14 protein-coding genes and 2 pseudogenes are annotated in these 12,715 nt (G+C 68.8%); all 16 read left to right on the forward strand.

Features of this window, described 5'->3' with window-relative positions; all coding sequences use genetic code 11:
* Window positions 1–318: pseudogene (locus CAP13_RS04260) on the forward strand (ABC transporter ATP-binding protein); the annotation flags it as partial.
* Window positions 305–607, forward strand: coding sequence for a hypothetical protein (locus tag CAP13_RS04265; protein ID WP_085830381.1), 303 nt, complete (start codon window positions 305–307; stop codon window positions 605–607). The pseudogene CAP13_RS04260 and the gene CAP13_RS04265, both read left to right, overlap by 14 nt.
* A 294-nt stretch (window positions 608–901) precedes the next feature.
* Entirely contained in the window at window positions 902–1,612 is a 711-nt protein-coding gene (gene scpB, locus CAP13_RS04270) for an SMC-Scp complex subunit ScpB (protein ID WP_085830382.1), read from the forward strand.
* A gap of 49 nt (window positions 1,613–1,661) precedes the next feature.
* Window positions 1,662–2,141, forward strand: a complete 480-nt coding sequence (locus CAP13_RS04275) for a site-2 protease family protein (protein WP_218775318.1) — start codon at window positions 1,662–1,664, stop codon at window positions 2,139–2,141.
* 44 nt (window positions 2,142–2,185) lie between these two features.
* Window positions 2,186–2,602: pseudogene (locus CAP13_RS04280) on the forward strand (segregation and condensation protein A); the annotation flags it as partial.
* A complete protein-coding gene (locus tag CAP13_RS04285) occupies window positions 2,598–3,296 on the forward strand; it encodes a pseudouridine synthase (protein WP_245798933.1) in 699 nt (232 codons plus the stop codon). The pseudogene CAP13_RS04280 and the gene CAP13_RS04285, both read left to right, overlap by 5 nt.
* Window positions 3,293–4,525, forward strand: coding sequence for a 4-hydroxy-3-methylbut-2-enyl diphosphate reductase (ispH, locus tag CAP13_RS04290; RefSeq protein WP_085830385.1), 1,233 nt, complete (start codon window positions 3,293–3,295; stop codon window positions 4,523–4,525). Before CAP13_RS04285 ends, ispH begins: the two co-directional genes overlap by 4 nt.
* A 331-nt stretch (window positions 4,526–4,856) precedes the next feature.
* Window positions 4,857–5,678, forward strand: a complete 822-nt coding sequence (locus CAP13_RS04295) for a DUF512 domain-containing protein (RefSeq protein ID WP_425429832.1) — start codon at window positions 4,857–4,859, stop codon at window positions 5,676–5,678.
* 88 nt (window positions 5,679–5,766) lie between these two features.
* A complete protein-coding gene (gene der / locus CAP13_RS04300) occupies window positions 5,767–7,110 on the forward strand; it encodes a ribosome biogenesis GTPase Der (protein ID WP_085830386.1) in 1,344 nt (447 codons plus the stop codon).
* Window positions 7,111–7,117: 7 nt separating this feature from the next.
* Window positions 7,118–7,786 (forward strand): glycerol-3-phosphate 1-O-acyltransferase PlsY, encoded by a 669-nt coding sequence (plsY, locus tag CAP13_RS04305; RefSeq protein ID WP_085830387.1) that lies wholly within the window; start codon window positions 7,118–7,120, stop codon window positions 7,784–7,786.
* Window positions 7,783–8,790: an NAD(P)H-dependent glycerol-3-phosphate dehydrogenase gene (locus CAP13_RS04310; RefSeq protein WP_085830388.1), complete on the forward strand. Its 1,008-nt coding sequence runs from the start codon at window positions 7,783–7,785 to the stop codon at window positions 8,788–8,790. Before plsY ends, CAP13_RS04310 begins: the two co-directional genes overlap by 4 nt.
* 32 nt (window positions 8,791–8,822) lie before the next feature.
* Entirely contained in the window at window positions 8,823–9,503 is a 681-nt protein-coding gene (rpe, locus tag CAP13_RS04315) for a ribulose-phosphate 3-epimerase (RefSeq protein ID WP_085830389.1), read from the forward strand.
* Window positions 9,500–10,663, forward strand: coding sequence for a cysteine desulfurase family protein (locus CAP13_RS04320; RefSeq protein ID WP_085830390.1), 1,164 nt, complete (start codon window positions 9,500–9,502; stop codon window positions 10,661–10,663). Before rpe ends, CAP13_RS04320 begins: the two co-directional genes overlap by 4 nt.
* A gap of 2 nt (window positions 10,664–10,665) precedes the next feature.
* Window positions 10,666–11,469, forward strand: coding sequence for a Nif3-like dinuclear metal center hexameric protein (locus CAP13_RS04325; protein WP_085830391.1), 804 nt, complete (start codon window positions 10,666–10,668; stop codon window positions 11,467–11,469).
* Window positions 11,466–12,182: a zinc ribbon domain-containing protein gene (locus CAP13_RS04330; RefSeq protein WP_085830392.1), complete on the forward strand. Its 717-nt coding sequence runs from the start codon at window positions 11,466–11,468 to the stop codon at window positions 12,180–12,182. The genes CAP13_RS04325 and CAP13_RS04330 overlap by 4 nt, the downstream gene beginning before the upstream one ends.
* On the forward strand, window positions 12,179–12,715 hold a 537-nt coding region (locus CAP13_RS04335), incomplete at its 3' end, for a flavoprotein (protein ID WP_281248978.1). The genes CAP13_RS04330 and CAP13_RS04335, both read left to right, overlap by 4 nt.

The following is a 12,715-nucleotide window of genomic DNA, read 5'->3' on the forward strand; positions in this document are numbered from 1 at the left end:
GCCTCCGCAGCTCGTGAGGGGCGCAAGACCCGCGAGCAGCGCCGCGCCGAGGCCGAGGTCCGCCGCGAGCTCAACCGGCGCCTCAAGAAGGTCAAGGACCGCCTCGCCGCCGTCGAGCGCGACATGGCCAAGAAGCGCGCCCGCTATGACGAGCTCATGGATGTCATGGCGTCTGAGGAGCTCTACGCTGACCCGGAGAAATTCAACGCGGCCCTGGGGGAATACAACAAGCTGAAACAGGAGCTCCCCGCGCTCGAGGACGAGTGGCTGGAGCTCACCGAGACGGTCGAGGAGGAGACGAAGCGTGCAGGCGCGTAGCGCGGGGGCCGTTGCCCTCACCATCATCAGCTGGGCGGCGCGCGCGGCGGCCCTGGCCATGGCCGCCATCACCGTCATCCTCTGCGTGAGCGGGCTGACCGCCCGGCTGAACATGGTGGGGGCCATCGTGGACCTCACGCGGGCCCTGCCCGAGATCATCGCCGGCTACGGGGTCATCACCACCCCGTTCGGCGGCATCTTCCGCCTTGACTTCGCCTTGATCGCGGTCGAGCTCTTCGTTCTTGATTACGCATGCCAGCGCGGCGCCCACGCACTGAGAGCCCGATAGGGGAGTACCTGACCCATGCCCATGTTACAGTTCCTGATGAACCTGCCCACCCTGATCGCGCAGGCCGCTGCCCTCATCATCGGCATCGTCGTCCATGAGAGCGCCCACGCCCTCGCGGCCTCCGCGCTCGGCGACCGCACGGCGCGCGATCGCGGCCGCGTCTCNTCGCGAAGCACGGTTCCGTCACGCTTGCGCAGGGGGAGAACTTCGGCACCATCCAGATCGACCGCGTCGCGGGCGCACCGGCCTTCGAGCCGGGCGAGGCCCTCGCCGTTGAGGAGGATTGACACGGGAATGGCAGATCTCGAGACCCTGAGCCCGAGCTCCCTCAAAGGGGCCCTGGAGGCCCTGCTGCTCGTCGCCAGCGATCCGGTGAGCGCGAGCGCGCTCGCCCAGGTCCTGGATACCGCGCCCGGCGAGGTGGCCTCGCTCCTCGCTGAGCTCAAGGTCGAGTACGAGGAGGCGGACCGCGGCATCCAGCTCCGCGAGGTCGCCGGCGGCTGGCGGCTCTTCACCCATCCGGCCTACCACGAGCAGGTGGAGGCCTTCATACTCTCCTGGGACACCCAGCGCCTCTCGCAGGCCGCCCTCGAGACCCTCGCCGTCGTCGCCTACCATCAGCCGGTCACGCGCGAGATGGTCAAGGGCATCCGCGGCGTCAACTCCGACGGCGTGATCTCCTCGCTCGTGGACAAGGGCCTGATCCGCGAGGTCGGCCGCGACACGCAGCGCGGCGGCGCGATCATCTACGCCACCACCAACGCGTTCCTGGAGAAATTTGGCCTGCGCTCGACGAAGGACCTGCCCGACCTCGAGCAGTTCGCCCCCGACGAGCAGGCGCGCCAGTTCATCCGCGAGCGCCTCTCGGGGCGCGCCATACAATCCACCCTCGAAGAGGCCGACGAGGATCTCGAGGAGGAGCGTGACCTCATCGACGAGGCAGATGATGAGCCGGAGATCGCACCTGCAGGCGCGGGTGCGTCGGAGGATGCCGATGGGGATTGACACCCAGGCCCCGGGTGCCGCGTGGCCGGAGGGGGACCGCCTCGTGCCGATGCGGCTCCAGCGCTTCCTCGCCCGCGCCGGCGTGGCGAGCCGACNACACCCCAGGCGCGACGAGCTCATCGTGGCCCTCGCCGGGCCCGCCTCGAACATCGTGCTCGCCGTGCTCGCGGCGACGGGCCTCGGCCTCCTCACGGGCTCCTCGGGGGGTTTCGGCCTCTCCGGTGACGCGTACGGGGCGGCGCAGACCTTCCTCCTCATGGCCATCGTGGTCAACCTATCGCTCGCGTTCTTCAACCTGCTCCCCCTGCCGCCCCTCGACGGCTCCGCCGTCCTCGTCGTCTTCCTGAAGGGCGAGGCCCTGAACACCTACTACCGCATCCAGCGCTACTCGATGCCGATCCTCATCACCGCCCTTTACCTGCTGCCGTCCCTCACCGGCATCGACATCATCGGCTCCTACTTCGATGTGACGGTCTACCCGGTCGCCAACACCCTGCTCGAGCTCGCCAACGCGATTGCGTTACACTAAAGGGCTGCAATGGATATGTCCCGCCGACCGAGGGAGGTCTGAGTTTGAGCTACCGCGTGTCCACGCAGACCTACTCCGGCCCCTTCGACCTGCTGCTCCAGCTCGTCTCCCGTCAGAAGGTCGACATCGGCTCCATCTCCATCGCCGAGGTGGCCGAGCAGTACCTGGCCGAGGTCGACCGCTTGGAGTCGATCGACCTCGATATCGCGAGCGATTTCCTCCTCGTGGCGGCGACCCTCCTGGACATCAAGGCGGCGAGCCTCGTGCCCGATGAGCCCGTTCGCGTTGATCTCGACGAGAATGACGAGGCAGAGCTCGCCGACCTCTCCGGCGACGCCCTGCGCGAGGTCCTGATCCAGCGCCTGATCGCCTACAAGCAGTTCCGAGCCGCGGCGGCGGCCCTCGGCGCGCGCATGGAGGCCGAGAGCCGCATGCACCCGCGCGTGGCCGGGCCGGATCCGGCNACGCGGTTCGGAGGACCTTATGACTGCGGGCCGCGTGACGGTGAACGGCGAGGTGGCATCCGAGCTCGGTTGCAAGGTCGATCCCGCCCGTGACGAGGTTGCCGTCGACGGCCGCACCGTCGTTCTCGAGCGAGGGGCCACCTACCTGATGCTCAACAAGCCCGCCGGCTACCTCACGACGATGCGCGATCCTCAAGGACGGCCCACGGTCGCCGAGCTCGTGCCGACCGAGCGCGCGCCGGGCCTCTTCCCGGTGGGCCGGCTCGACAAGGACACGACGGGCCTGTTGCTCTTCACCACCGACGGCCTTTTGGCCCAGAATCTCCTGCACCCTTCGAAGCACGTGTGGAAGACGTATGTCGCCGAGGTGGACGGACCAGTGGCCGACGTCGAGCTCGAACCGCTCCGCCAGGGGATCGAGCTCGATGACGGGCCCTGTCAGCCTGCCCGGGCCCGCATCCTCAGCGCCCATCCCGCCCAAGGCTCCACGACGCTCGAAGTCGTCATCCGCGAAGGCCGCAAGAACCAGGTCAAGCGGATGCTCTCCCGCATCCACCATCCGGTGCTCGCGCTCACGCGCGTGAGCTTCGGCCCCTTGCACCTCGGCGACCTGCCCCGCGGCAGCTGGCGCGCCCTCACGGATGCCGAGGTCGCCTCCCTCAAGAACCCTCCGAAAGGACGAGACGCATGATCATAGCCATCGACGGGCCCGCCGGGTCCGGCAAGTCGACCATCGCCCGCGAGGTCGCGCGGCGCTACGGGTTCGAGAAGCTCGATACCGGAGCCCTGTACCGCGCCGTTGCGGCCGTCTGCGCTGATGAGGGCATGGACCTCGGCGACCAGGACGCCGTCACCCGCCGGGCCGAGCAGCTCGACCTCGTCTTCGAGGCGACGGGCGAGGCGGCCCGTATCGCCGCGGACGGCCGAGACCTCTCCCGTGAGATCCGCACGGCCGCCATCGACCGGCTCGTCTCCCAGGTGGCGACGAATCCCGGGGTCCGCCGCGCCCTGCTGCCCGCCCAGCGTGCCTTCGCCCGCGGTCGCGATGTCGTCGCCGAGGGGCGCGATATCGGCACCGTGGTCTTCCCCGAGGCCGATCTCAANACCCGGGTGGCGGCGCGCGAGGCCGCGGGCCCGGTGCGCACCATGGGACCGTTGATCCACAACCCCCGCGTCGTATCCGAGCTCGCTGATGCGGGTGTCGCAGCTGCGGATTCGCTTGATGCCGGCGACACCGGCACCGTCGTCATCCGCGCCCATGGGGTCACGCCCGCCATCACCGAGCGGGCCCATGCCCTCGGCCTCTTAGTCGTCGACGCCACCTGCCCCTACGTCACGAAGGTGCACCGTGCCGCCGCGGCGCTCGCCCGCGACGGCTACCAGGTCGTCGTCGTTGGTGAGGCGGGCCATCCCGAGGTCGAGGGCATCGTCGGCCATGCCGGTCCGGGCACCCTCGTCATCTCGGACCCCGCCGAGCTCGACCATGCTGACCTCGCCCGGCGGGTGGGCGTCGTGGTGCAGACCACCCAGACGGACGCCCAATTCTCAGCCGTCGTGGCCGCGCTCGCGCCCCGTGTGGCCGAGCTCACGGTCGTGAACACGATCTGCAAGGCGACCCACGAGCGCCAGGAGGGCGCCGCCGACCTCGCCGGCCGTGCCGACGTGATGATCGTCATCGGCGGGCGGAACTCGGGAAACACCCGTCGCCTGGTGGAGATCTGCAGCGCGCGGTGCCCGGCGACCCATCACATCGAGGCGGCTGGCGAGATCGAGCCGGCGTGGCTTGACGGAGCCGCTCTCATTGGCGTGGGCGCCGGGGCCTCCACACCGGCCTCCCACATCGAGGAGGTCGTCTCCGCGCTCACGGAAATGCTCCCGGCCACCCATCTCATCTGGGATCGGGACGCGTCCGATGTCTGAGCCCACGATCTCCTCGTATGCGAAGGCCGTGGCCGACTACGGCTCAGCCCGTCGCCGCGCGAAAGACGGAGAGGGGTTCCTCGGCGCCCGCGTCACCGCGGTGCGCCCCGAGTCGCCGGCCGATGATGCGGGCATCAACCCGGGCATGTACGTGGTCGAGGTCGCCGGCGAGCGGCTGACGGACATGATCGTCTGGCTCTGGGAGGCGGACGAGGAGGAAGTCGACCTCGTCGTCTTCGACCCTGCGGACGGCTCGCTCAACGCCTGCACGCTCGAGCGCTATCCGGGCGAGGACTGGGGCCTCACCTTCGATGATGCGGTCTTCGACGGGATGCGCACCTGCGTGAACGCCTGCGTCTTCTGCTTCATGACGATGTTGCCCCGCGAGAGCCGCAAGAGCCTCATGATCCGCGATGACGACTACCGCCTCTCGTTTCTGCAGGGGAACTTCGTCACGCTCACCAACATGTCGGATGAGGACACGGCGCAGGTGATCGAGAAGAGCCTCTCGCCCATGAACGTCTCGATCCACGCCATCACGCCGGAGGTGCGCCGACGCCTCATCGGGCGCAACGCGCCCCGCGGCATCGAGGTGCTCGAGCAGCTCATGGCCGCCGGCATCGAGATCCACGCGCAGATCGTCCTCTGCCCGGGGCTGAACGACGGGGAGGAGCTCGCCGCGACGCTCGCGTACTGCGAGCGCAACGAGCAGATCACGAGCCTGGGTATCGTGCCCCTCGGGTTCACGAAGCACCAGAGCCGCTTCACCACCTCGTACTCCGACGATCCGGCTGCGGCGCGGGCGGTTGTTGAGCAGGTGCGGCCCTACCAGGACCGTGCGTTTGAACGCTTCGGCCGCCATACCTTTCAGCTCTCCGATGAGTTCTACCTCGCCGCGCACCTGGACCCGCCACCTGCCGACTTCTACGACGGCTACCCGCAGTTCTACGATGGCATCGGCATGATCCGCTCCTTCCTGGACGACACCGACACCCTGCTCGGCGGCGCTCCTGAGCGGCTCGCCGCCGTGCACGGCGCGCTCGCGGCCGCGGGGCTCCNATCATGTTCAATGCCGACGGCCTCACCCTCGACGGGTATCATCGGGGGGACCTCCTCGCATCCCTGGAGGAGCGCGGGGCCAGGCCCTGCATAGCACCTACCACGCCGGGTGAGCTCATCGACTTCCTCGAGGACGAGCTCGGCATCGATCGAACACGCGCCCAGAGCACAGGAGCTGCCCTATGAAACCCATCGTCGCGATCGTGGGCCGGCCGAATGTCGGCAAGTCAACGCTTGTCAACCGCATCGCGCAGTCGCATGACGCCATCGTGCACGAGAGCCGGGGCGTCACCCGCGACCGGAGCTACCACGAGGCCGATTGGAACGGCCGCTCCTTCGCGCTCGTCGACACCGGCGGCATCGAGCCCCTGAAGAGCGAAGACGTCTTCGCCGGCTCCATCCGCGACCAGGCGCTCGCCGCCGCTGAGGAGGCCGATGTCATCCTCTTCGTGGTGGACGGCTCCGTGGGCGTCACCGAGGAGGACGAGAGCGTCGCACGCATGCTGAAGCGTGTGAGGACATCGGTCTTCCTGCTCGTGAACAAGCTCGACAACCCGGCCCGCGAGGACGAGGCGCTCTGGCCCTTCTACTCGCTCGGCATCGGCGAGCCCCGGCCGCTCTCAGCCCTTCACGGACACGGCACGGGCGACCTCCTCGACGAGGTTGTCGCCCTCTTCCCCGAGGAGGAGGCCGACGAGGAGATCGCAGCCGACCCGGACGCCCTGTCCGTCGCCATCATCGGCCGACCGAACGCGGGCAAGTCCTCGCTTTTCAACAAGATCATCGGCTCGGACCGCTCCATCGTGTCCGACGTCGCCGGCACCACCCGCGACGCGATCGACACGGTCGTCGTGCGGGACGACCGGCGCTACCGCCTCGTGGACACGGCGGGCATCCGCAAGAAGAGCACCGTGTACGAGAACATCGAGTACTACTCGATGGTGCGGGGGTTGCGCGCCATCGATCGCGCAGACGTCGCCCTGCTCGTGGTCGATTCCACAACCGGCATGACCGAGCAGGACCAGAAGGTCGCGAACCTCGCGATCGAGCGCGGCTGCGCCCTCGTGGTCCTGCTCAACAAGTGGGACCTCCTCCACGAGGACCGCGAGCGCGAGCATGTTATGGAGACCGTCGATCGCCGTCTCACCCTCGCGCCCTGGGCGAGCGTGCTGCGCGTCTCGGCGCTCACGGGCCGTTCGGTCGAGAAGATCTGGGCCCTCGTCGAGACCGCGGCGAGGAACCGCTCCTCGCGCGTGCCCACGGCCAAGCTCAACCAGTTCCTGACCGATCTGCGCGAGTTCGGCCACACCGTCGTTGACGGCAAGCGCCGCCTGCGCATGCACTACGCCACCCAGGTCGCCACGAGGCCCCCCACGTTCGCCTTCTTCGTGAACCACACCGACCTCGTCACGGACAGCTTCCGCCGCTACGTTGAGAACCGCATGCGCGAGAAGTTCGAGCTCGCCGGCACGCCCGTGCGCTTGCACTTCCGCCGCAAGAACGACGCCCGCGACAAGGAGGCGTGAGTCCTCGATGGAACTCGCTGAAACCGGCGGCTCCTGGCCGCTTGCGATCGGCCTCATGGTGGGGTCCTACCTCATCTGCGGCATTCCCTTCGGCCTCATCCTCGCGCGCGTCCTCAGCCACCGCGACCTGCGGGCGGCCGGATCGGGCAACATCGGGACCACGAACGCCCTGCGGGTGGCCGGCCCGAAGGTCGCGGCCATCACCCTCGTGTTCGACCTGCTCAAGGGGACCGTCTGCGTCCTCGCCGCCCGCGCCCTCGTCGGCGGGGATGGGGAGGCCTCGAACCTCATGGTCGCCCTCGTCGCCCTCGCCGCGCTGTACGGGCACATCTTCTCGCCCTACCTCGGGTTCCACGGCGGCAAGGGCATCGCCACCGGCGTCGGCGTGCTGTTCGGGTTCTGGTGGCCGCTCGCCCTCATCCATCTGGGGATCTTCATCGTGCTCGTCGCCGTCACGCGCTACGTCTCGGTGGGCTCCGTCACCACGGCCGCCCTGCTCCCGGTGACCGTCTTCCTGCTCATGCCCGACCTCGGCCTCGCGGCGCACCTCGTCTGGTGCCTGCTCGGCCTCACCGTCGTTTGGGCCCACCGCGGCAACATCGCCCGCCTGCGGGCGGGCACCGAATCGAAGCTCTCGTTCAGCAAGCACGTCGACACGAAGGATGATGCAGCATGAAGATCGCTCTGATCGGTGCCGGCTCTTGGGGCACCGCGGTTGCGGGGCTCGTGGCCCGGGGGGATGTCCGGGTCGTCATGTGGGCGCATGAGCCCCAGGTCGCTGCCGGCATCAACGAGCAGGGTCGCAACCCGTGCTACCTGACCGACTACGAGCTGCCCCCCACCGTGTCGGCAAGCCCGAACCTCAAGGATGTCCTCGACGGGGCCGACGGCGTCATCTTCGCCACGCCCTCGGCGCACCTGCGCTCCGTCGCCCGTGATGCGTCCGACTGGATCGGGGAGGGCACGCCGGTCCTCTGCCTCGCCAAGGGGATCGAGCCCGATACGGGCCTGCTCATGACCGAGGTCATCGGCGAGGAGATCGGCCATCCCGAGCGCATCGGGGCCCTGTCCGGCCCCAACCATGCCGAGGAGGTCTGCCGTGGCAGCCTCTCGGCCGCGGTCATCGCCGCCGAGGACGCCTCCATCGCCGAGTTCTTCAAGGCGACCCTGATCTCATCGGTCTTCCGCGTCTACGTGAGCCATGACGTGGTGGGTGTCGAGATGTGCGGGGCCGCCAAGAACGTGATCGCCATCATCTGCGGCATCGCCGCCGGGTCGGGCCTCGGTGACAACACGCTCGCCCTGATCATGACGCGCGGCCTCGCCGAGATCAGCCGCCTCGTGCATGCGCGCGGCGGAGACCCCATGACCTGTATGGGACTCGCCGGCATGGGCGATCTGGTGGCCACCTGCACCTCCGAGCACTCGCGCAACCGCATGTTTGGCGTCGCCTTCGCCCAGGGGACGAGCCTCGATGAGTACCAGGAGCGTCGTCACATGGTGGTCGAGGGGGCCGCTGCGGCCGTGAGCGTCTCCGAGCTGGCCCGCTCCCTCGGGGTGGATGCGCCGCTCACCTTCGCCCTCGATCACACGCTCTGGCACGGCGGATCCATCTCCGAGGCGCTCGAGCGCCTGACCGACCGGTTTCCGACCTCCGAGTTCTACGGTATCGACGAGTAAGGCCCCTGCATACGACCGAGAAAGGATCCCCCATGACCGCCCCTGTGAAGATCGCCCCCTCCATCCTGTCGGCCGATATGGCATACCTAGCCCGCGACCTCGGATACATAGCCAACGCCGACCTCATCCACTTCGACGTCATGGACGGGCACTTCACCGACAACCTGACGTTCGGACCTGATATCCTGCGCGCCGTGAAGCGCGTCAGCACGGTCCCCTGCGACGTGCACATGATGGTCAGCGACCCTGATCACACGGTCGACTGGTTCATCGATGCGGGCGCCGACATCATCACCGTGCACTGGGAGGCCTCGCGCCATCTGCACCGGACGCTCCATCACATCCGTGAGCGCGGGGTCAAAGCCGGTGTCGTGCTGAACCCTGCGACCCCGGTGTCACTGCTCGAACCCATCATCGAGGATGTCGACATCGTCCTGCTCATGAGCGTGAACCCCGGCTTCGGCGGCCAGCGGTTCATTCCCCAGACGCTCGAGAAGATCCGTGAACTCGGGGCCATCTGCGCACGGCACCGAGTCTCGCCGATGATCGAGGTCGACGGCGGCATCTCCGCCGCCAACATCGGGGAGGTCGTGCGCGCCGGCGCCAACGTCATCGTCGCCGGATCGGCCATCTTCGTTCCCGCGGACCCCGCCACCGAGGTGGAGCGCCTGCGCAACCTCGCGAACGAGGCGCTCACGGAGCGCCGGGCATGAGGCCCGCTGCCCCCATCAACCTCGACTACGCCGCATCCACCCCGCTGCGTCCCGAGGCGATCGCCGCCGAGCGTGCCTTCGACGCCTCACCCATCGCGGGGGCGAACCCCAACTCGCTGCACAGCCTCGGCAGACAGGCCCAGGCCAGGCTCGAGCAGGCCCGACGCGCTTTGGCGGCCTCCTTTGGCCCCCGTGTCCGCGCGAGCGAGGTCGTTTTCACGGGCGGTGGCACCGAGGCGGTCGCGCTCGGCCTCATCGGGCTCGCGACAGGGGTGCGCATGCGGGACCGGGAGCGGTCGCGGGTCATCGTCTCAGCGATCGAGCACGACGCGGTCCTCGACAACATCGGGGCCCTGCGCGGGCTTGGTTTCACCGTCGACACCGTGCGGCCCCGCCGTGAGGGCGCCGTGCACGCGGAGGATCTCGAGGCGCTGATGGGCCCCGATGTCGCGCTGGTCGCCACGATGTTCGCGAACAATGAGACCGGGGTCATCCAGCCCGTGTCCAAGCTCGCCCGCGTGGCGCACGCGGCGGGGGCCCTCATCTTCGCCGACGCCGTGCAGGGATGGCTCCACGCGCCCTTCGACGTTGCCGAACTCGACGTGGACGCCCTGTCGGTCGCCGGCCACAAGGTCGGCGGGCCGGTGGGCACAGGTGCCCTCTACGTGCGGCACCTGACACCGATCCGCCCCCTCATCCAGGGTGGCGGCCAGGAGCGGGGGCTTCGCCCCGGCACCCAGGATCTGCGCGCTATCGTGGCCCTCGAGGCCGTGGTCTCATCGCTCGCGCCCCGCGTGGCCGCGGATGCCGTGCGCGTGAGAGCACTCTCAGACGCCCTCTACGCCCGACTCACCGCTCATCCCGCCATCCACGCGACGGTGGGGGATCCCGCCGCCGTGGACCGGCTTCCGGGGATCGTCTCGGTCTACGTCGAGGGATTTGAGTCCGAGGAGCTCATCTTGAAGCTCGATGTTGCCGGATTCGAGGTCTCAGCTGCGTCGGCCTGCTCGAGCGGATCGCTCGATGCGAGCCACGTCCTGACGGCCATGGGCATTCCGACCGAGCTGGCCTTAGGGTCGCTGCGCATCTCCTTTGACGATCGCGTGAGCGCCGCCGACCTCGATCGCTTCGCAGACGTCCTCCTCGAGATCGTGAGCTGACCATGCGCATCGCCGAATTTGAGCGCGCACTGCTCGTCCGTTTCCCCCGTGAGCAGGCGGAGGCCTGGGACCATATCGGGCTCTCCTGCGGGCGCCCGGATGACGAGGTCCGCTCCATCGCCTGCGCGCTTGACGCAAGCCTGCCGTCTGTGCAGGCTGCGGCGGACGCCGAGGCGAATGTACTGATCACGCATCACCCGATCCACATTACGGCGCCCGATGCCGTGGTGGATGCCGGTGCGGGCCACCCCGCGAGCTCCCGGGCGCTCTTCACCGCGATCGAGCGCGGGGTCTCGGTGATCTCGCTCCACACGAACCTCGACCGCTCACGCGAGGCCCGCGAGCTCCTGCCCGGACTTCTCGGTCTCACGGCGCTATCCTCCCTCGAGGCACCCGACGTCCCCGGGATCCCGGGTCTCGGGGCGATCGCCGAGGTTCCTACTTGGACTCTCTCAGACCTTGCCCGCCAGGCCCAGGCGGCCTTTGGCGGGGCGCCCCGCGTGTGGGGTGCGGCCGACCATGTCGTCACGAAGCTCGCGTTTCTCGGCGGCTCCCTGGGGCACTTGGGCGACCTCGTCGTCGCCGCCGGAGCGGACGCCGTCGTCACCGGGGAGGCCGGCTACCATGTCTGCCAGGACCTCCTGCTGCGCGGCGTCGGCGTCGTGCTCCTCGGCCATGACCGTTCGGAGGAGCCGTTCGTGAATATCCTGAAGGAGGCTGCGGCCGCGATCTGCCCCGGCATCGGCATCGCTACAATAGACGGCCCCCAGAACTGGTGGACATTCACAGAAGGAGAGCGCTCATGAGCACGGCACAGGTCCTCGCTGATATCCAGGAACTCGATCTCTCGCTCATGCGGGATGCAGGCACCCTTGAGGGCATGCCCGAGGTGCGCGAGCTCGCGCGGAAGCGGCGGGCCTACCTCAAGCTCAAGGGCGAGGCGTCGCACCTTTTGGGCGAGCGCAAGGACATCGAGACCGACCTCGCCGAGCTCGATGAGGATGAGCTCGCCTGCACGGCGGCCGTCGAGGAGGCCCAGGCCGGTGCTGCGGGGCTCAGCTACCATGAGGTCCAGGATCTCGAGATCCGCCTCTCAGACCTTGCCAAACGGCTTGATAAGATCGCGCACACCCGCACCGAGCGCACGGAAGCCCTTGCGGCTCAGACGCAGCGCGAGGAGAAGCTCACGGGGTATCTCACGGCGCTTGAGCGGGCGATCACCGAGGAGACCCGCCAGGCCCGCCAGCGCGCGGCCGAGATTCAGGAGCGCATGGCCTCGCATCGCGCTGAGCGCGCTGAACTCGCCGCAGCCCTCGCAGCTGACGACCTCGCCCGCTATGAGGCGGCCCGTACGCGCTTCAATGGGCTCGCGGTGGAGGTCCTCTCCGGCGCGGTGCCCTCGATCTGCCGGACGACCCTCTCCGCCGCGTCGCTCGCGGATCTCTCGCGAGCGGGCGAGGTGGGGGAGTGCCCGTACTGCCACCGCATTCTCGTCACCCTGCCCGAGGAGGAGTCATGAGCGAGAGCCCCACGGTCCTGCTGTGCGTGACAGGTTGCATCGCGGCCTACAAGTCATGCGAGGTGCTCCGGCTCCTGCAAAAAGCGGGCTGCCGGGTCAAGGTCCTCATGACGGAGCACGCCGCCCGCTTCGTCGGACCTACGACCTTCCGTGCCCTCACGGGCGAGCGCGTGGCCATTGGGCTCTTCGATGATCCGGACGATCCGATCCACCACATCTCACTCGCCCAGGAGGCCGACCTCGTGCTCGTCGCCCCGGCGACGGCGAACGTCATCGCGAAGATGGCAGCCGGCATCGCAGACGATCTCCTGTCGACCACCTTGCTCGCCACGAAGGCCCCCATTCTCGTGGCCCCGGCCATGAACACGGGCATGTGGACGGCGGAGGTCACTCGTGAGAACGTCGCGCGCCTGATTGGGCGCGGGGTGGAGCTGGTCGGCCCTGACAGCGGCCGGCTCGCCTGCGGGGACGTCGGCTCGGGCAAGCTCGCACCGGTCGAGGACATCGCCGCGGCGGCGTGCGCGCTGCTGCGG

The sequence above is a fragment of the Collinsella vaginalis genome (assembly GCF_900176655.1).
GTDB lineage: Bacteria > Actinomycetota > Coriobacteriia > Coriobacteriales > Coriobacteriaceae > Collinsella > Collinsella vaginalis.

Excerpts from the sequence above, each read along its gene's own strand:
- scpB (WP_085830382.1), top strand. The coding sequence starts at position 902 with ATGGCAGATCTCGAGACCCTGAGCCCGAGCTCCCTCAAAGGGGCCCTG.
- der (WP_085830386.1), top strand. The coding sequence starts at position 5,767 with ATGAAACCCATCGTCGCGATCGTGGGCCGGCCGAATGTCGGCAAGTCA.
- plsY (WP_085830387.1), top strand. The coding sequence starts at position 7,118 with ATGGAACTCGCTGAAACCGGCGGCTCCTGGCCGCTTGCGATCGGCCTC.
- CAP13_RS04310 (WP_085830388.1), top strand. The coding sequence starts at position 7,783 with ATGAAGATCGCTCTGATCGGTGCCGGCTCTTGGGGCACCGCGGTTGCG.
- rpe (WP_085830389.1), top strand. The coding sequence starts at position 8,823 with ATGACCGCCCCTGTGAAGATCGCCCCCTCCATCCTGTCGGCCGATATG.
- CAP13_RS04320 (WP_085830390.1), top strand. The coding sequence starts at position 9,500 with ATGAGGCCCGCTGCCCCCATCAACCTCGACTACGCCGCATCCACCCCG.
- CAP13_RS04325 (WP_085830391.1), top strand. The coding sequence starts at position 10,666 with ATGCGCATCGCCGAATTTGAGCGCGCACTGCTCGTCCGTTTCCCCCGT.
- CAP13_RS04330 (WP_085830392.1), top strand. The coding sequence starts at position 11,466 with ATGAGCACGGCACAGGTCCTCGCTGATATCCAGGAACTCGATCTCTCG.